This is a genomic window from Microbacterium sp. KHB019 (genome assembly GCF_037285405.1).
GTDB lineage: Bacteria > Actinomycetota > Actinomycetes > Actinomycetales > Microbacteriaceae > Microbacterium.
This window is the reverse complement of record NZ_JBBDHF010000004.1, coordinates 1-18,113: the sequence shown is the minus strand read 5'-3', so window position 1 is coordinate 18,113 and position 18,113 is coordinate 1. Positions and strand designations below refer to the sequence as shown.

Genomic DNA, 18,113 nt, shown 5'->3' with positions numbered 1-18,113 from the left:
GGCTGCATCGTCCGGTCTACGCTCGCGAACATGGCCCTTCTCGACACGGACGCCCCAGCTCTTCCCCTCGGCGGACCCGACCTCCCTCAGGAGCGTCGCCTGGTCACCGACCTGCCAGGGCCGCGCTCGGCCGAGATCCTCGCTCGCAAGGCGGAGGCCGTGCCCGCCGGGGTCGGACACACCGTTCCGGTCGCCGCGGTGGCAGCCGGCGGGGGAGTCGTGGTGGATGCCGACGGCAACTCGCTCATCGATCTCGGATCCGGTATCGCCGTCACGACCGTGGGCAACGCCCATCCGAAGATCGCCGCCGCGGTCGCCGCGCAGGTCGCCCAGTTCACGCACACCTGCTTCATGATCTCGCCGTACGAGTCGTACATCGAGGTGGCCGAGGCGCTGAACCGGCTCACCCCCGGCGACTTCGCCAAGAAGACCGCGCTGTTCAACTCGGGAGCCGAGGCCGTCGAGAACGCGATCAAGATCGCGCGGAAGCACACCGGCCGCCAAGCCGTCGTCGCCTTCGACCACGGCTATCACGGCCGCACCAACCTCACCATGGCGCTGACGGCCAAATCGATGCCGTACAAGAGCGGATTCGGTCCGTTCGCCCCCGAGGTCTACCGGGCTCCGATGTCGTACCCGTTCCGCGACGGGCTCTCCGGCGCCGACGCCGCGGCACGAGCGATCCTGCAGATCGAGAAGCAGATCGGCGCGGACAACCTGGCCGCGATCATCATCGAGCCCATCCAGGGCGAAGGCGGGTTCGTCGTGCCCGCCGACGGCTTCCTGCCCGCGCTGTCCGCCTGGTGCGCAGCGAACGGCGTCGTCTTCATCGCCGATGAGGTGCAGACCGGGTTCGCCCGCACCGGTCACATGTTCGCGAGTGAGATCTTCGGCATCGAACCCGACCTCATCACAACGGCCAAGGGCATCGCCGGCGGCCTCCCGCTCGCTGCCGTCACCGGTCGTGCCGAGATCATGGACGCCTCGCACGCCGGCGGTCTCGGCGGCACGTACGGCGGCAACCCGATCGCCTGCGCAGCTGCCCTCGCCGCGATCGACGTCTTCGAGAACGACGGTGTGATCGAGCGAGCGCAGCAGATCGGCGAGCTCCTCGGCGGGCGTCTGCGCGAGCTGCAGGCCTCCGACGCCCGCATCGGGGACGTCCGAGGACACGGCGCGATGATCGCCGCCGAGTTCGTCGACCCGCAGACGAACGCTCCGGATGCGGCGCTCACCGCAGCCGTCGCCAAGTCCGCGATCGCCCAGGGCGTGATCGTCCTGACCTGCGGCACCTACGGCAACGTCATCCGCTTCCTGCCGCCGCTGTCCATCGGCGACGAACTGCTGAGCGAAGGGCTCGACATCATCGCAGCGGCACTCGCCGCAGCCTGACACCGTCCGGTCGCGGCAGGATCGGGGGATTCCGGAGCCGCGACCGGCATGACAACGAAGCGGCACGACAACGAAGGAGTTGCAAATGGCTGAGATCACACGTGACGTGCTCATCGTCGGAGCGGGTGCTGCCGGTCTGACCGCGGCGAACGACCTGCGCAAGGCAGGACTGTCCGTGGCGGTCCTCGAAGCGCGCGACCGCGTCGGGGGCCGGCTGTGGACCGACGTCATCGACGGCGCCATGCTCGAGATCGGCGGGCAGTGGGTCTCGCCGGACCAGGACGCGCTCAAGGACGCGATCGACGAGCTGGGCCTGGAGACCTTCAGCCGCTACCGCGAGGGCGACAGCGTGTACGTCGGCCCTGATGGTGTCGCCGCGCGGTTCACCGGCGAGATGTTCCCCGTGACGGCGGAGACCGAGAAGGTCATCGCCGAGATCACGGACCGGCTGGACGCCATGGTCGCCGAGATCGACCCGGACAGGCCGTGGGAGCATCCGAACGCGGCCGAGTGGGACGAGATCTCCTGGGACGCCTGGCTCCGCCGGCAGACCGACGACGACGAGGCCGTGCGCAACCTCGCCTTCGCCACCGGCTCCGCGATGCTGACCAAGCCCACCCATGCCTTCTCGTTGCTGCAGTCGCTGCTGATGGCGGCATCCGCCGGTTCGTACTCGAACCTCGTCGACGCCGACTTCATCCTCGACCAGCGCGTGGTCGGCGGTCTGCAGCAGGTTCCGCTGCTGCTCGCCGAACGTCTCGGTGACGACGTGCACCTCGGCCAGCCCGTCCGTTCCCTGCAATGGGGCGAGGACGGCGTGACCGCGACCACGGACGACCTGACCGTCACCGCCCGGTTCGCGATCCTCGCGCACGCACCCGTCCTCTACAACCGCATCTCGTTCATCCCCCCGATGCCGCGGCGTCAGCACCAGCTGCACCAGCATCTCTCGATGGGCTTCGTCATCAAGGTGCACGCGGTCTACGACCGTCCGTTCTGGCGGGAGCAGGGACTCAGCGGCACGGCGTTCAGCCCGTACGAGTTGTCGCACGAGGCCTACGACAACACCAACCACGGCGATGAACGGGGCACCCTCGTCGGCTTCGTGAGCGATCGCAACGCCGACGACGTCTTCGCGATGTCGGCCGAGGACCGCAAGCAGCGCATCCTCGAGTCGCTGTCCCACTACTACGGACCCGAGGCGATGAACCCGGTGGTGTACTACGAGAGCGACTGGGGAAGCGAGGAGTGGACGCGAGGCGCGTACGCTGCGAGCTTCGACCTCGGCGGCCTGCACCGCTACGGAGCAGATCTGCGCACACCGGTCGGACCGATCCACTTCGCGTGCAGCGACCTCGCCGGCGCCGGCTACCAGCACGTCGACGGCGCGATCCGCATGGGCCACCTGGTCGCCTCGAACATCGTCGAGGCGAGTCGCTCGGCCGCCGCCACGGCAGGAACCTCGCGATGAGCGGCGCGATCGTCGTCGGGTACACCGCGACGGAATCAGGAGTGGATGCGGCGGCCCTCGGTGCCCGCCTGGCCCGCAGTCTCGACGCTCGACTGCACCTCGTGATCGTGCTCCCGGCCGACGGCACCCGCAGTGCGGCCGTTCCACCCGAGCGCGCCTACGAGGACGTCATCCGCAATCAGGGCAAGAAGTGGCTCGCCGAGGCGATGACCGAACTCCCGCAGGATCTCACCCGCAGCGGCCACGTGCGATTCGCCGAGTCGTTCGCCGAGGGGCTGATCGCAGCGGGCGAGGAGTTCGGCGCACGACTGATCGTCGTCGGAGCTGCCACCGGCGCCGTTCTGGGACGTCACAGGCTGGGAGGGGTGGCATCCGCACTGCTGCACTCCTCGCCGATCCCCGTCGCGCTCGCCCCCTCGGGGACGGCGAAGGCGGATGATGCGGCCGTTCCGCGGATCACCGCAGCCCTGGGAACCAGGGCAGGAGCCGACGTGCTGCTCGACGAGGCGGTGGCGCTCGCCGCCGACAGCGCGAGCGCGCTCCGTCTCGTCTCGCTCGTGCCGTTCGACGTGCCGCCCGGGCTCGACACCGGCGCGATCCGTGTCGTCGCGGGTTCGCACGCCGACGAGGTGCTCGCCGCGGCGCAGGAGGCTCTGCCGGCCGGCGTCGCCGCCACCGTCGAGCAGGCCCCAGGAGACAGCGTCGAGGATGCCGTCTCGCACCTGGCGTGGCTGCCGGGCGAGGTCATCCTCGTCGGATCCAGCCGGCTGGCTCAGCCGCGCCGGCTGTTCCTCGGGTCGACGGCAGCGAAGATGCTGCACGTCCTCCCCGTACCCATGATCGTCGTGCCACGCACCGGCATCGGTGCCGTCGATGGCAAGGTCGAAGGAGACCGCACATGAGCACAACACCCCAGCCGGTGCCGAGCACCGACGAACCGGCTCCCGTCACCGGTGGACTCTCCCAGAAGGGCCTGAGCGCGGGGACGGTCGGCCTCATCGGCGCCGTCGTCATCGGCATCTCGTGCATCGCCCCCGCGTACACGCTCACCGCGGCGCTGGGCCCGACCGTCTCAGAGGTCGGGTTCCAGGTGCCCGCGATCATCCTGATCGGCTTCATCCCGATGCTGCTCGTCGCGTTCGGATACCGCGAGCTCAACCGCACCATGCCCGACTCCGGCACATCGTTCACGTGGGCCGCCCGCGCGTTCGGACCGTGGGTGGGGTGGATGGCCGGCTGGGGACTGATCGCAGCCACGATCCTCGTGCTCTCCAATCTCGCCGGCATAGCCGTCGAGTTCCTCTTCCTGCTCATCGACCAGATCGCCGGCAACCCCGGCACGATCGCGGAACTCGCCTTCAACCCGTTCATCAACGTCGCCGTCTGCCTGCTGTTCATGCTCGGAGCGACGCTCATCTCGTACCGCGACATGCAGACCACGCAGAAGCTGCAGTACTTCCTGGTCGGGTTCCAGGTGCTCGTGCTGCTGATCTTCTCGATCACCGCATTCGTGCAGGTGGCTCAGGGCAACGCCTTCGACGCGAGTCCGATCGACATCAGCTGGTTCAACCCGTTCGCGGTGGGATCGGTCGGCGCGATCGTCGCCGGGCTCTCGCTGTCGATCTTCATCTTCTGGGGATGGGACGTCACCCTCACCATGAACGAGGAGACGAAGGACCCGGAGAAGACCCCCGGCCGCGCGGCGACTCTCACGGTCATCACGATCGTCGTCCTGTATCTGCTGCTCTCGATCGCGCTGCTGTCATTCGCCGGCATCGGCACGGGTGAGCTGGGACTCGGCAACGAAGACATTCAGAGCAATGTCTTCTTCTACCTCTCCGGACCAGTACTCGGACCGCTCGCGTTCCTCGTCTCGCTCGCCGTCCTCACCAGTTCGGCGTCGTCGCTGCAGTCGACGTTCGTCTCGCCTGCCCGCACGCTCCTGGCGATGGGCCACTACGGCGCTCTGCCGGACAGCTTCGCCAAGGTGAGCCCGCGCTTCTTCACGCCCGGCTACGCGACGATCGTCGCATCCATCGTCGCCTCCGCCTTCTACGCGATCATGCGGTTCGTCAGCGAGGACGTGCTCTGGGACACCATCACCGCGCTCGGCATGATGATCTGCTTCTACTACGGCATCACGGCCTTCGCGTGCGTCTGGTACTTCCGCAAGCAGTGGTTCGACTCGACGCGCATGTTTCTGTTCACCCTGCTGTTCCCGCTGGTCGGCGGCGTCATCCTCGCCGCGCTGTTCGTGATGACGCTCGTCGACAGCATGAACCCCGACTACGGCAGCGGATCCAACGTCGGCGGCGTCGGCCTCGTGTTCATCCTCGGCGTCACGGTGATCGCGCTCGGCATCGTCATCATGATCTGGCAGGCGATCAAGCGCCCGGCGTTCTTCCGCGGGGAGACCCTCGGAATGGATGCTCCGGCCAGTCTGCGCCGCCGATAGAAGACCTGTTCACCCCCACGGAAAGAGAGATCGATGACCACCGCACTCGCAGCGAACGAGACCGCCCTCCTGTCTGATGTCCCGAAGGGACTGTTCATCGGAGGTCAATGGACGGATGCCGAGGGCGGCCGCACCTTCGATGTGCGCGATCCCGCGACGAACGCCGTGATCGCTTCGATCGCGGATGCGACGGCTGAGGACGGCGTCCGCGCCCTCGACGCCGCGGTGGCCGCACAGGACGACTGGGCTGCGACGCCGGCGCGAACGCGCAGCGACATCCTGCGCCGCGCGTTCGACCTCGTGCAGGAGCACAAGGAGGACCTCGCACTCCTCATGACGCTCGAGATGGGCAAGCCGCTCGCGGAGTCGCGGGGAGAGGTCGCCTACGGCGGCGAGTTCCTGCGCTGGTTCAGCGAGGAGGCGGTGCGCATCTCCGGACGCTACGGACAGAACCCGGAGGGGACCGGACGGATGATCGTCTCGCAGCGTCCAGTCGGGCCGTCGTTCTTCATCACGCCATGGAACTTCCCGTTCGCGATGGCGACGCGCAAGATCGCTCCGGCACTCGCGGCCGGCTGCACCGTCGTCATCAAGCCGCCGGCGCTGACGCCGCTGACGACGATGTTCTTCACCCGGCTCCTCGAGCGGGCTGGGCTGCCCGCCGGGGTCGTCAACGTCGTGCAGACCTCGTCGTCGTCGAAGCTGTCCGCCCCGATCATCGCCGACCCGCGGCTGCGGAAGCTCTCGTTCACCGGGTCGACCGATGTCGGCCGCAAGCTCATCGCGCAGGCCGCAGAGGGTGTCCTGCGCGTGTCGATGGAGCTCGGCGGAAACGCCCCGTTCGTGGTCTTCGAGGACGCGGATCTCGACAAGGCCGTAGATGGCGCGATGCTGGCGAAGTTCCGGAACATCGGGCAGGCCTGCACTGCGGCGAACCGATTCATCGTCCACGCCTCGATCGCGGAGGAGTTCGCCGCGCGGGTCACCGAGCGCGTGAACGCCATGAAGATCGGCCGCGGCACGGAGGACGGCGTCGCGATCGGTCCGCTGATCGACGCGGATGCCGTCGACAAGGCCCGTGACCTCGTCCAGGACGCCGTCGGCCGCGGTGCCAGCATCCGCACCGGCGGCAACGCCGTCGACGGTGCCGGCACCTTCTTCGAGCCCACCGTCATCACCGACGTGGCGAAGGGCAGCGACATCCTCCGCGAGGAGATCTTCGGCCCGGTTCTCGCGATCGCCACCTTCGACAGCGAAGAGGATGCCGTCCGCCTCGCCAACGACACCGAGTACGGGCTGGTCTCATACGTGTTCACCTCGGATCTCGACCGCGGGCATCGGATGATCGACGCGCTCGAGACGGGCATGATGGGGCTGAACGTGGGCGTGGTCTCCAACGCCGCGGCTCCGTTCGGCGGTGTCAAGCAGTCCGGCGTAGGCCGTGAGGGCGGACTCGAGGGCATCCACGAGTACCTGTCCACCAAGTACACCCTGATCCCCAACAGCTGACCGCAGCATCCCCGGAAAGGACCAGACATGACCGACTACGCCGTCGTCAACCCGGCCACCGGCGAAACTCTCGCCGCCTACGACACGTTCACTGATGCCCGGATCGAGGAGGCGGTCGCCCGCGCCGCGTCCGCGGCCGTGACCTGGGCGGCGACGGCGCCGGCAGACCGCGCCGCCGTCATCCGCCGCATCGCCGAGCTGCACCGCGAACGCAAGGATGAGCTCGGCGCGATCATCGTGAAGGAGATGGGAAAGCCCATCGCCGCTGCCGTCGGCGAGGTCGAGTTCGCTGCCGACATCATCGAGTTCTATGCAGACAACATCGACAAGATCACGGCCGACCAGCCGATCGACATCGCAGGCGACGGCACGGCGATCATCCGCCGCGCACCTCTCGGCCCGCTGTTGGGGATCATGCCGTGGAACTTCCCCGCGTACCAGGTGGCCCGTTTCGCCGGTCCGAACCTCGCGATCGGGAACACGATCATCCTCAAGCACGCACCGCAGTGCCCCGAGTCCTCCGCCATGCTCGAGACCATCTACCAGGATGCCGGCCTCCCGGACGGCGCCTACGTGAACGTGTACGCGACGAACGATCAGGCGGCGACGATCATCGCCGACGTGCGCGTGCACGGCGTCTCCGTCACCGGGTCGGAACGGGCAGGAGCCGCCGTGGCCGAGGTCGCCGGCCGCAACCTGAAGAAGGTCGCTCTGGAGCTCGGCGGATCCGACCCGTTCATCGTGCTCTCGGCGGACGATCTGGATGCCGTCGTGCAGAACGCGGTCGACGCGCGTCTGGACAACAACGGCCAGTCCTGCAACGGCGCCAAGCGCTTCATCGTCGTCGACGACCTGTACGAGGAGTTCACCTCGAAGTTCGTCGCTGCGCTCGCCGCGGTCGACGCCGAGGATCCCACCGAGGAGGACACGGTGCTCGGTCCGCTCGCGTCGCTGGCGGCCGCAGAGCGGCTGCAGGAGCAGGTCGATCGCGCTGTCGAACAGGGCGCGACCCTGCTGACCGGCGGCACCCGCGAGGGAGCGTTCTTCGCTCCGACCGTGCTGGCCGACGTCACGCCGGACATGGACGCCTATCGGGAGGAGTTGTTCGGCCCCGCCGCCGTCGTGTACCGCGCAGCCGATGAGGATGCCGCGCTCGAGATCGCGAACGGCACGCCGTTCGGCCTTGGGTCGTACGTCTTCACCACGGACGCCGAGCAGGCCGAGCGCGTCGCAGACCGGATCGAGGCAGGCATGGTCTACGTGAACCTCGTGCTCGCCGACAGCCCTGAGCTGCCGTTCGGCGGGGTCAAGCGCAGCGGCACCTCGCGGGAGCTGGGTCTGCTCGCTGCGGACGAGTTCGTCAACAAGAAGCTCATCCGCAGAGCCTGAGCGTTCGACGGGCTCAGGGGTCGGATCGCAGTAGCGTTGGAGGCATGAAGGCCGAGCGAGTCACCCGCACGCAGTCCGTCGTCGACGGGCTGCTCGACGAGATCATCGCGGGTCGCCTCGTCGCGGGGGAGACGCTGCCCGCCGAAGCCGATCTCGCAGCGCTCGTCGGCGTCTCGCGCCTGACGCTGCGCGAGGGCGTCCGACTACTGCAGGCGCAGGGCGTGATCGTCCCCGTGCCGGGGAGCCGTCACCGCATCGCCCCGGTCGACGAGTGGACGGGTCTCGAGGCCGTCGTCAGGCACGCGCGCAGCGGGGGAGCGCGGCGCCGTTCATCGCTCGAGCTCCTCGACATGCGCGTGATGTTCGAGACGGGGGCTGCGGAGCTGGCGGCTCCTCGAGCGACCGACGAGCACATCGCCCGGCTCGACGAGCTGCTGCAGGCCATGCGCGTCGCGCATGCGCACGGGGACGTCCCCGGCTTCGTCGAGGCGGACCTCGCGTTCCACGACGTGATCTTCGCCGCTGCCGACAACCGGATCCTCGTGGCATCCATGCGCCCGCTGACCACGATGCTGCAGGACTCGCGGAGCGAGACCAGCTCGGTGCTCGAGATCCGCGAGCACGCCATCACCGAGCACACCGCCGTCCTCGACGCCATGCGGTCGAAGTCGGCTGAGGCCGCGCGAGAGGCGATGGCCAGCCACATGCGCCAGACCCGCGACGACCTGCTCCACTACGTCCTCGGGGAGTAGTCGCGGCTCTCGGCTAACGACGATCCTGCGCCGTCGTTTGCCGAGTGCGAATTTAGGGCGTACGCTCGTTATCTGATATCGGATAACCCTCCGAGATCACGCAGCCCCCTCTGAACGAAGGAGTTCCCGTGCACATCGACGCGCTTCTCGCCGGCATCCAGGCCCCCGTCGATATCGACGCCGTCGAGGTTCGCGAGTCGTCCGACCCGCGTGGTGTCCTCGTCGTCCTGGACGACGACCCGACCGGCACGCAGTCTGTCGCGAACCTCCCCGTGCTCACCCGATGGGAGAAGGAGGACCTCGCCGGGGCCTTCGCGACCGGCGCTCCAGCCGTCTACGTGCTCACGAACACGCGCTCGCTCGACGAGGCGACAGCCGCTGAGCGCAATCGCGAGGTCGTCGCCGTCGCTCTCGCCGCTGCGTCCGAGGCCGATCGGCACGTGACTTTCGTCTCCCGCGGTGACTCGACCCTGCGCGGACACTTCCCGCTCGAGACCGATGTGCTCGCAGCCGAGATCGTCGCGCACGGCGGCGCTGCCCCCGAGTTGACGCTCCTCGTCCCCGCCTTCCCCGATGCCGGCCGGATCACGGTCGACTCGGTGCACTACTGGGTCACCGACGGCGAGGCCACGCCCGTCGGCGAGACGCCGTTCGCGCAGGATGCGACGTTCGGGTTCGCGTCATCGAACCTGCGTGACTGGGTCGCGGAGAAGACCGAGAACCGCATTCCGGCCGCTGCTGTCGCCGCGCTCACGATCGACATCATCCGCACGGGTGTCGGCGCCGTCACGACGTTCCTGCGCAGTCTGCCCTCCGGCTCCGTCGTGGCCGTCGATGTCGTCGACGAGAGCGACATGCGCGTCGTCGCGCTCGCCCTGCACGAGATGGACCGCGAGGTGCTGCTCCGTGTCGGCCCTCCGTACGTGCGTGCGCACATCGGGCAGGACATCGCCGAACCCGTCTCGGCATCCGATATCCCGTTCGCGTACGACCGCGGCGGTCTCGTCGTCGTCGGCAGCCACGTGCCGCTGACCACGGCCCAGCTCGAAGAACTCCGCCGCCGGCGCCCCGACACGGTCACGATCGAGCTCGACGTCCGTCAGCTGATCGACGAGCGTCGCGAGCAGCACCTCGACACCCAGGCGAATGCGGTCGCAGAAGCCCTGGCATCCGACTCAGTCATCGTGCACACGACGCGCGAGCTCGTCACGGGTGCCGACGGCGATGCGAGCCTCGAGATTGCGCGCCAGGTCTCCAGCGGCGTGGTCGAACTCGTCCGCAGGGTGCTCGCGATCGCGCCCCCGCGATTCGTGATCGCGAAGGGCGGCATCACGTCCAGCGACGTCGCGAGCGAAGCGCTCGAGATCCGTCGCGCCACTGTGCTCGGCCCGATGCTCCCCGGCATCGTCTCGCTGTGGCAGCCGCAGACGGGCCCCGCCGTCGGCATCCCGTACATCGTCTTCGCCGGCAACGTCGGCGACACCGATTCTCTGGCGCGCGTCGTCTCGACGCTCGCCGACTGATCAGGCCCGCGCCGCACCGGCGCCCGCCGACACCCCTGAAAGGAACAGCAATGACCTCCACCGTCGCCGTCATCGGCCTTGGGGCCATGGGCCTGCCGATGGCCACCCGCCTCGCGGAGCGCTTCGAGGTGAGCGGTTTCGACATCGCAGCCGACCGCATCGCGCTCGCCGCCGAGAAGGGTGTCCGGCCCGCCGACTCCGCAGCGGCAGCAGTCGCGAACGCCGAGGCCGTGCTCGTCGCCGTCCGCACCGGCGCCCAGCTGAACGACCTGCTGTTCGACGGCACCGGGCTGGCGTCGCACCTCGCAGAAGGCGCCGTCGTCATCCTCACGAGCACCGTGGGAACCGACGGCATCGGCGACATCGCCGACCGTCTCGCCGAGCACGGCGCGCAGCTGGTGGATGCTCCGCTCTCCGGCGGTCCCGTCCGGGCAGGCGAAGGCGATCTCCTCATCGTCGTCGGCGCAGCCCCGTCGGCGCTCGAGGTCGCCCTGCCAGTGCTCGAGCAGCTCGCGTCCACCCTCTCGATCGTGGGGGACAAGCCCGGCGACGGGCAGGCGCTGAAGACGGTCAACCAGCTGCTCTGCGGCGTGCACATCGCAGCGGCCGCCGAGGCCCTCGCTCTCGCCGACGCTCTGGGTCTCGACCGCGAGAAGACCCTCGACGCCCTCACCGCAGGGGCGGCGAACTCCTTCATGCTCGGCAACCGCGGCCCGCGCAGCCTCCAGGCCTACGACGAGGACGGCGCCGAGGTGCTCAGCCGCCTCGACATCTTCGTCAAGGACATGGGAATCGTCGGCACAGCGGCGCGCGCCGCCCACCTGTCGACGCCCGTCGCGAACGCGGCAGAACAGCTCTTCCTGCTCGGCGAGGCCCAGGGCCTCGGTGCGCACGACGACTCCGCCGTCATCCGCGTCATCGCTCCAGAGCGCCTGTCCTGATCCACCCGCCCCTAACCTCAACAACAAGGGCGCACCCGCGCCCGTGAAACCGAAAGAAGAGATCCAGAGATGCTTCCTCTTCCCGCGTTGATCGCCATCGGCATCGCAGGCCTCGCCCTGCTGCTCCTGCTGATCATCCGCTTCAAGATGCAGGCGTTCTACGCCCTCATCCTCGTGTCGATCCTCGTCGGGATCGCAGCCGGCCTGCCGATGACGACGATCCCCGCCAGCGGGGATGCGCCGGAGCAGCTCGGCATCATCCAGGCGATCATCGCCGGTGTCGGCGGCACACTCGGTTCCGTCGCCGTCCTCGTGGCGCTCGGCTCGATGCTCGGCAAGATCATCGAGCTGTCGGGCGGGGCAGAAGCCCTCGCCGGCAAGTTCACGAAGTGGCTCGGCCCGAAGCGGGTCGGCATCGCCCTGGTGATCGCCGCCGCGATCCTCGCGATTCCGGTGTTCTTCGACGCCGGCTTCATCATCCTCGTGCCGATCATCTTCGCGTTCTCGAAGATCGCCGGCCTCAACCCGATCAAGTTCGGGCTTCCGGTCGCCGGAATCATGCTCGCCGTGCACGTCGCGGTTCCGCCGCACCCCGGCATCGTGGGCGGCGCCACGATCCTCGGGGCCGACATGGGCTGGGTGCTCATCTTCGCGCTGATCATCTCGATCCCGCTCGCGGCCCTCTCGTTCTGGGTCGGCAAGGTCATCAACCGTCGCGAGTTCGCGATGATCGAGGCGACCAAGGAGATGTTCGACAGCTTCGGCACCGAGAAGGCGTCGATCAACGCCGGCCTGCGCGACGGTGAGAAGGCTCCGAGCGCGTTCACGGTCCTCGGGCTCATCCTGCTGCCCCTCGTGCTCATCATGATCGGCACCACCGTCGCCCCGGCGTTCGAGGCCGGCACGTTCTGGAACGGCTTCCTGTCGATGATCGGCCAGCCGATTTTCGCCCTGATGGTCGCCATCGCCGCAGCGATGTTCTTCCTCGGAGTGCGTCGTGGCTGGTCGCCGGCCAAGCTCGGCGAGGTCATGGAGTCGGCACTGCCGTCGGCCGCCGTCATCATCCTCGTCACCGGTGCCGGTGGCGCCTTCGGCAAGATCCTCACCGAGACCGGAATCGGCGGCGCCGTCGCCGAACTCATGGCAGGCAGCGGCATGCCGATCCTGCTCGCGGCGTTCCTCATCTCGCTTGTCATGCGCGCAGCGCAGGGCTCGGCCACGGTCGCGATCACCACGACCGCCGGTCTGCTGCTGCCGACGGTCGCCGTGCTCGGACTCGACACGATCCACATCGCACTCGTCGCCGTCGCGATCGGGTACGGCTCGCTCGGCCTCAGCCACGTGAACGACTCCGGATTCTGGGTCGTCACCCGCTACCTCGGCCTCTCGGTCAAGGACGGCCTGCGCACCTGGACGCCGCTGACGACCGTGCTCGGCGTCGCCGGGTTCCTCCTCACCTGGCTGGCGTACATCGTCATCCCGATGAGCTGACGCCGTCGGTGTCAGAGGCCCCCGGTGTCGCGCGAGCGGAAACCGGGGGCCTCTCGTCTTGCACGGATCGTCGGGTTAGGGTCGGAGCCATGGTCACCGTCGCAGAGAACATCGTCCAGACGCTCCGCGCCAACCGGATCGACCGGGTCTACGGCATCCCAGGCGATTCGCTCAACGGCTTCACCGACGCCCTGCGGAAAGACGGCACCATCCGGTGGCTGCACGTGCGTCACGAGGAGTCGGCCGCGTTCGCCGCGGCGGCGGATGCCGCGATCACCGGCGACCTCGCCGTCGTCGCCGGTTCCTGCGGACCGGGCAACCTGCACCTCATCAACGGCCTGTTCGACGCGAACCGGTCCCGTGTGCCCGTCCTCGCGATCGCGGCGCACATCCCCACGCAGGAGATCGGCAGCGGGTACTTCCAGGAAACCCACCCGCAGGAGCTCTTCCGCGAGTGCAGCGTGTACGTCGAGTACGTCGCCGACCCCGTGCAGATGCCTCGCGTCCTGGAGATCGCCATGCGCGCCGCGATCGAAGAGCGGGGCGTCGCCGTCATCGTCATCCCCGGTGATGTCGCCCTCGCCGAGGTTCCCGAGAACCGTGCGACGGTCATCGAGCGCGCCCGCCCGGTCATCGTGCCGAGTCCGGACGAACTCGAGAACGCAGCGCAGCTGCTGAACGCGGCGAACAGGGTCACGATCCTCGCCGGCGCTGGCGTGGAGGGGGCGCACGACGAGGTCGTGACTCTCGCCGACCGACTCGCAGCTCCGATCGTGCATGCGCTGCGCGGCAAGGAGTTCATCGAGTACGACAACCCGTTCGACGTCGGCATGACCGGTCTGCTGGGCTTCGCATCGGGATACCGGGCGATGGAATCCGCCGACACGCTCCTCGTGCTGGGATCCGACTTCCCGTACACGCAGTTCTACCCGGAGGACGCCACGACGATCCAGGTCGACATCCGCGGCTCGCAGCTCGGCAAGCGGCATCCACTCGACCTCGGTCTTGTCGGCGATGTGCGAGCCACGGCCGAGGCTCTGCTGCCCCGCATCGCCGAGAAGAGCGACCGCTCGCACGTCGACGACGCCGTGGCGCACTACCGCAAGACACGCGCGAAGCTCGACGACCTCGCGGTTCCGGCCAAGGGCAACAACCCGATCCATCCCCAGTACCTCGCCAGGCTGCTCGACGAGAACGCGGCGGATGACGCCGTCTTCACCGCAGACGTCGGGTCGCCGACGGTGTGGGCCGCCCGCTACCTGACGATGAACGGTCGACGCCGTCTGGTCGGCTCGTTCACCCACGGATCGATGGCGAACGCCCTCATGCACGGCATCGGCGCGCAGGCTGCGCAGCCGGGGCGTCAGGTGGTCGCCCTCGCCGGCGACGGGGGACTGGCCATGATGCTCGGCGAGCTGATCACACTCACCCAGAACAAGCTGCCGGTCAAGACGATCGTGGTGAACAACTCATCCCTCAACTTCGTCGAGCTGGAGATGAAGGCGGCGGGCTTCGTGACGTACGCCACCGACCTCGAGAATCCGAACTTCGCGGCAGTCGCCGAAGCGCTCGGCATCTTCGCGAGACGCGTGGAGCGCAGTGAGGACCTGCCGGATGCCGTCGCGGAGGTGCTGGCCCACGACGGGCCGGCGCTGCTGGATGTCGTCACCGAGCGGCAGGAGCTCTCGATGCCGCCGGCGGTCACAGCAGAACAGGTCAAGGGCTTCGCGCTGTACGCCATCCGCACGGTCATGTCGGGGCGCGGTGATGAGCTGCTCGATCTCGCCAGGGCGAACTGGCGACAGCTCTTCTGACGTGTGCGCACCGGCGTCGGTTCGCCGCGTCGCGCGCCATGCCTTACACTGGACAGGCAGTTGTCTGCATTCTTTTCCCGTGCCCTCGGGTGCGGGAAGGACGCAGACCCAGAGCCCGCCAGGGCTCTAGGGCGGTAGCTCAATTGGCAGAGCAGCGGTCTCCAAAACCGCAGGTTGCAGGTTCGATTCCTGTCCGCCCTGCGCGTCAGCGCCACGCTGGCACACGAAAGGTACATTCAGGATGGATCAGGACGAACCGCGCGGCGAGATCGTCGCGGCAGGCGGCGCCGCCGGTGTGAAGAGGCTCGGCTTCTTCGGGCGGATCGCATTGTTCTTCCGCCAGGTCATCGGCGAACTGCGCAAGGTCGTCACGCCGACCCGCATGGAGCTGTTCAAGTTCACCGGAGTCGTTCTGGTGTTCGTCGTGATCGTGATGGCCTTCGTGTACGGTCTGGACACAGCATTCTCGTGGCTGACTTCGCAGGTCTTCGGAGTGCCGCAGTAAGCGACGCTCCCGCGGTTCCGGCCGCACTGAGTGGAAAGAAACAACGTGTCTGAACGATATTCCGACGACGCCGACTGGGCGACCGCCGCGGAGCAGTCCAGCGAGGACGACGAGGCGCAGGAGGGCAACGTCCTCTCCGCCGAGGAGAAGGCGTCCTCTGCTGCTGAGCGCGAGGCCGTGCACATCGAGGGTGACGAGGACGGCTCGGACGACGAAGGCACGGAAGACATCGAAATCGACGACCCGGAGGCGGACGCGATCGTGAACGACGCTCTCAACTTGGACGAGACGGCAGAGACCGAAGCTGCCGCCGAGGTCCTGAACGACTCGACGGCCGAAGAGGCCGCTGACCTCGAGGCTGCTGCAGCCGACGAGGTGACGCCCTACGACGGACCGGACGTGAACGGCGACGCGGATGCCGCGGAACCCGACGACTCGGACGACGACGCGGAAGAGGACCCCTACGAGGCCTTCCGCATGGACCTGCGGATGATGCCGGGCAAGTGGTACGTCATCCACTCCTACGCCGGCTTCGAGCGCAAGGTGAAGGCCAACATCGAGCAGCGCAAGTCGACGCTCGAGGTCGAGGACGACATCTATCAGATCGAGGTCCCGATGGAGGACGTCGTCGAGATCAAGAACGGCCAGCGCAAGATGGTCACCCGCGTGCGCATCCCGGGCTACGTGCTCGTGCGCATGGAGCTCAACGAGGACACCTGGTCCGTCGTTCGCCACACCCCCGGGGTGACCGGCTTCGTGGGCAACGCCCACAACCCGACGCCGCTGCGCTTCGAAGAGGCGTTCAACATGCTGAAGGCGCTCGTCGAGGTCAAGGACGTCTCCACGGCGAAGAACGTCCAGTCCAAGGGCGGCGTGGCCGTCGCCCGCCCGGTCGCCGCCGAGGTCGACTTCGAGATCGGCGAGACCATCACGATCAAGGAGGGCTCGTTCGCAGGGCTCCCCGGTTCGATCAGCGAGATCAAGCCCGAGAGCGGCAAGCTCACGGTGCTCGTGTCGCTGTTCGAGCGCGAGACCCCGGTCGAGCTGTCGTTCGACCAGGTCACCAAGATGATCTGATCCACGCTTCTGGAACGGCCGTCCCTCGGGGCGGCCGTTCGTGGTTTACGGCATCCGCCGGAGATCAGGTAGACTTGCGTGGTTTGTGTGCGCATTTCGCGCGCCCGCAGGCAGCACCGCGGTTCGGACACGCCGGATCTGCGGGAGAGGGATGCCTCAGGCATCCGCTCGATGAAAGGAAGAGGAAATGGCACCTAAGAAGAAGGTGACCGGCCTGATCAAGCTCCAGATCAACGCCGGTGCCGCCAACCCGGCGCCGCCGATCGGCCCCGCGCTCGGTCAGCACGGCGTCAACATCATGGAGTTCTGCAAGGCGTACAACGCCGCGACCGAGTCGCAGCGCGGCAACGTCATCCCGGTCGAGATCACCGTCTACGAGGACCGCAGCTTCACGTTCGTCCTGAAGACGCCGCCGGCTGCCGAGCTCATCAAGAAGGCCGCAGGTGTCCAGAAGGCTTCGGCCACGCCGCACACCGTCAAGGTCGGCAAGATCACCAAGGACCAGGTCCGTCAGATCGCCGAGACCAAGCAGGCCGACCTGAACGCGAACGACATCGAGGCCGCCTCGAAGATCATCGCCGGCACCGCCCGCTCCATGGGCATCACGGTCGAGGGCTGAGGGGAATAATCATGGCAAAGTCCAAGGCTTACCAGGCTGCCGTCGCGAAGATCGAGGCAGACCGTTTCTACACTCCGACCGAGGCTGTCGCTCTCGCCAAGGAGACCGGCTCGGCGAAGTTCGACTCGACCGTCGAGGTCGCGCTGAAGCTCGCCGTCGACCCGCGCAAGGCCGACCAGATGGTGCGCGGCACCGTCATCCTGCCGCACGGCACCGGAAAGACCGCCCGCGTCATCGTGTTCGCCACCGGCCCAGCGGCCGAGGCTGCGATCGCCGCAGGTGCAGATGAGGTCGGCGGCGCCGAGCTCATCGAGAAGGTCGCCGCCGGCTGGACCGACTTCGACTCCGCGGTCTCGACCCCTGAGCTCATGGGCCAGGTCGGTCGTCTCGGAAAGGTGCTGGGTCCCCGTGGCCTGATGCCGAACCCGAAGACCGGCACCGTCACCCCGAACCCGGCCAAGGCCGTCGAGGAGATCAAGGGCGGAAAGATCGAGTTCCGCGTGGACAAGCACGCCAACGTTCACTTCGTCGTCGGCAAGGCCTCGTTCTCGGCTGAGCAGCTCGACGAGAACATCGGTGCTGCGCTCGAGGAGATCGTCCGCCTCAAGCCGTCCAGCGCAAAGGGCCGTTACATCCAGAAGGGCGCTGTGTCGACCACGTTCGGCCCCGGCATCCCGCTGGACGTCAACGCCATCTGACGCTGACTGTTTCGAAGGGCTTCCACCGTCTCGGTGGGGGCCCTTCGTCGTACCATCAGGGCGTTGTGCGGGAGGCGCGAGTGCGCGACACGCCAGGGAAACGAGCTCGATTTGCCAGGCCCCAGGATCGCACGTAAGTTATTACTTGTTCGCCCCACAGGGAAGCGGAGAGGCTCAGAGCCTCACCCCCCTCAAGCGGAGAACCACCTCCCGAATCTCTCACTTGAGAGACCTGGACGCTTGCGTCTAGAATGGGAGCTTCCACCTCTTCTGCGGTTCAATTCGACCGCGCAGCGGATCTCAGATCCGGTCGGCGCGTCGATTTGACAGGACAGATGAGGCGGATAAGATTGAGAAGTTGCCCTGCGGGCCTGGTTGTGATGACTGGGTCGTGGGTGCGTCCGATCCTTGAGAACTCAACAGCGTGCACTTGTCAAATGCCAAATAACCTCGACTCCAGCCTTTGGTTGGGGTGAG

The 18,113-nt window shown here is 67.7% G+C and carries 15 protein-coding genes and 1 tRNA gene; all 16 read left to right on the top strand.

Annotated features, from left to right (window positions below; genetic code table 11):
• Positions 1 to 30 precede the first annotated feature (30 nt).
• The 16 genes from gabT to rplA all read left to right on the top strand — a co-directional run bounded on the left by gabT (position 31) and on the right by rplA (position 17,636).
• A complete protein-coding gene (gene gabT, locus KHB019_RS13195; protein ID WP_337459175.1) occupies positions 31 to 1,392 on the top strand; it encodes a 4-aminobutyrate--2-oxoglutarate transaminase in 1,362 nt (453 codons plus the stop codon).
• 85 nt (positions 1,393 to 1,477) lie between these two features.
• Positions 1,478 to 2,863 carry a flavin monoamine oxidase family protein gene (locus KHB019_RS13190; RefSeq protein ID WP_337459174.1) on the top strand — a complete coding sequence of 462 codons (1,386 nt, stop codon included), beginning with the start codon at positions 1,478 to 1,480 and terminating at the stop codon, positions 2,861 to 2,863.
• On the top strand, positions 2,860 to 3,765 hold the full coding sequence (locus tag KHB019_RS13185; RefSeq protein WP_337459173.1) for a universal stress protein: 906 nt from the start codon (positions 2,860 to 2,862) through the stop codon (positions 3,763 to 3,765). The genes KHB019_RS13190 and KHB019_RS13185 overlap by 4 nt, the downstream gene beginning before the upstream one ends.
• The gene (locus KHB019_RS13180) at positions 3,762 to 5,318 is read left to right on the top strand and encodes an APC family permease (RefSeq protein ID WP_337459172.1); all 1,557 of its coding nucleotides are present in this window, start codon (positions 3,762 to 3,764) and stop codon (positions 5,316 to 5,318) included. The genes KHB019_RS13185 and KHB019_RS13180 overlap by 4 nt, the downstream gene beginning before the upstream one ends.
• Before the next feature lie 33 nt (positions 5,319 to 5,351).
• Positions 5,352 to 6,827 carry an NAD-dependent succinate-semialdehyde dehydrogenase gene (locus KHB019_RS13175; protein ID WP_337459171.1) on the top strand — a complete coding sequence of 492 codons (1,476 nt, stop codon included), beginning with the start codon at positions 5,352 to 5,354 and terminating at the stop codon, positions 6,825 to 6,827.
• Positions 6,828 to 6,854: 27 nt separating this feature from the next.
• On the top strand, positions 6,855 to 8,216 hold the full coding sequence (locus KHB019_RS13170) for an aldehyde dehydrogenase family protein (protein ID WP_337459170.1): 1,362 nt from the start codon (positions 6,855 to 6,857) through the stop codon (positions 8,214 to 8,216).
• A gap of 44 nt (positions 8,217 to 8,260) precedes the next feature.
• Positions 8,261 to 8,968 carry a FadR/GntR family transcriptional regulator gene (locus tag KHB019_RS13165; RefSeq protein WP_337459169.1) on the top strand — a complete coding sequence of 236 codons (708 nt, stop codon included), beginning with the start codon at positions 8,261 to 8,263 and terminating at the stop codon, positions 8,966 to 8,968.
• A 128-nt stretch (positions 8,969 to 9,096) separates the two neighbouring features.
• Positions 9,097 to 10,491 (top strand): four-carbon acid sugar kinase family protein, encoded by a 1,395-nt coding sequence (locus tag KHB019_RS13160; RefSeq protein ID WP_337459168.1) that lies wholly within the window; start codon positions 9,097 to 9,099, stop codon positions 10,489 to 10,491.
• Positions 10,492 to 10,541: 50 nt separating this feature from the next.
• Positions 10,542 to 11,432 (top strand): NAD(P)-dependent oxidoreductase, encoded by an 891-nt coding sequence (locus tag KHB019_RS13155; protein WP_337459167.1) that lies wholly within the window; start codon positions 10,542 to 10,544, stop codon positions 11,430 to 11,432.
• A gap of 69 nt (positions 11,433 to 11,501) precedes the next feature.
• A complete protein-coding gene (locus tag KHB019_RS13150) occupies positions 11,502 to 12,923 on the top strand; it encodes a GntP family transporter (protein WP_325471820.1) in 1,422 nt (473 codons plus the stop codon).
• Positions 12,924 to 13,012: 89 nt separating this feature from the next.
• Positions 13,013 to 14,737, top strand: coding sequence for a ubiquinone-dependent pyruvate dehydrogenase (gene poxB, locus KHB019_RS13145; protein WP_230104169.1), 1,725 nt, complete (start codon positions 13,013 to 13,015; stop codon positions 14,735 to 14,737).
• A gap of 128 nt (positions 14,738 to 14,865) precedes the next feature.
• Positions 14,866 to 14,938: transfer RNA gene (locus KHB019_RS13140), tRNA-Trp, on the top strand.
• A gap of 40 nt (positions 14,939 to 14,978) precedes the next feature.
• Positions 14,979 to 15,242 (top strand): preprotein translocase subunit SecE, encoded by a 264-nt coding sequence (gene secE / locus KHB019_RS13135; RefSeq protein WP_337459166.1) that lies wholly within the window; start codon positions 14,979 to 14,981, stop codon positions 15,240 to 15,242.
• Between the two features lie 45 nt (positions 15,243 to 15,287).
• Complete coding sequence (gene nusG / locus KHB019_RS13130; protein WP_230104167.1) at positions 15,288 to 16,319, top strand: transcription termination/antitermination protein NusG; 1,032 nt, start codon at positions 15,288 to 15,290, stop codon at positions 16,317 to 16,319.
• 187 nt (positions 16,320 to 16,506) lie between these two features.
• Complete coding sequence (gene rplK, locus KHB019_RS13125) at positions 16,507 to 16,938, top strand: 50S ribosomal protein L11 (RefSeq protein WP_144792427.1); 432 nt, start codon at positions 16,507 to 16,509, stop codon at positions 16,936 to 16,938.
• A gap of 11 nt (positions 16,939 to 16,949) precedes the next feature.
• On the top strand, positions 16,950 to 17,636 hold the full coding sequence (gene rplA, locus KHB019_RS13120; protein ID WP_230104166.1) for a 50S ribosomal protein L1: 687 nt from the start codon (positions 16,950 to 16,952) through the stop codon (positions 17,634 to 17,636).
• Positions 17,637 to 18,113 lie beyond the last annotated feature (477 nt).

Excerpts from the sequence above, each read along its gene's own strand:
- KHB019_RS13165 (WP_337459169.1), top strand. The coding sequence starts at position 8,261 with ATGAAGGCCGAGCGAGTCACCCGCACGCAGTCCGTCGTCGACGGGCTG.
- KHB019_RS13185 (WP_337459173.1), top strand. The coding sequence starts at position 2,860 with ATGAGCGGCGCGATCGTCGTCGGGTACACCGCGACGGAATCAGGAGTG.
- secE (WP_337459166.1), top strand. The coding sequence starts at position 14,979 with ATGGATCAGGACGAACCGCGCGGCGAGATCGTCGCGGCAGGCGGCGCC.
- KHB019_RS13155 (WP_337459167.1), top strand. The coding sequence starts at position 10,542 with ATGACCTCCACCGTCGCCGTCATCGGCCTTGGGGCCATGGGCCTGCCG.
- rplK (WP_144792427.1), top strand. The coding sequence starts at position 16,507 with ATGGCACCTAAGAAGAAGGTGACCGGCCTGATCAAGCTCCAGATCAAC.
- KHB019_RS13170 (WP_337459170.1), top strand. The coding sequence starts at position 6,855 with ATGACCGACTACGCCGTCGTCAACCCGGCCACCGGCGAAACTCTCGCC.
- gabT (WP_337459175.1), top strand. The coding sequence starts at position 31 with ATGGCCCTTCTCGACACGGACGCCCCAGCTCTTCCCCTCGGCGGACCC.
- KHB019_RS13150 (WP_325471820.1), top strand. The coding sequence starts at position 11,502 with ATGCTTCCTCTTCCCGCGTTGATCGCCATCGGCATCGCAGGCCTCGCC.
- KHB019_RS13190 (WP_337459174.1), top strand. The coding sequence starts at position 1,478 with ATGGCTGAGATCACACGTGACGTGCTCATCGTCGGAGCGGGTGCTGCC.
- KHB019_RS13180 (WP_337459172.1), top strand. The coding sequence starts at position 3,762 with ATGAGCACAACACCCCAGCCGGTGCCGAGCACCGACGAACCGGCTCCC.
- poxB (WP_230104169.1), top strand. The coding sequence starts at position 13,013 with ATGGTCACCGTCGCAGAGAACATCGTCCAGACGCTCCGCGCCAACCGG.
- rplA (WP_230104166.1), top strand. The coding sequence starts at position 16,950 with ATGGCAAAGTCCAAGGCTTACCAGGCTGCCGTCGCGAAGATCGAGGCA.
- KHB019_RS13175 (WP_337459171.1), top strand. The coding sequence starts at position 5,352 with ATGACCACCGCACTCGCAGCGAACGAGACCGCCCTCCTGTCTGATGTC.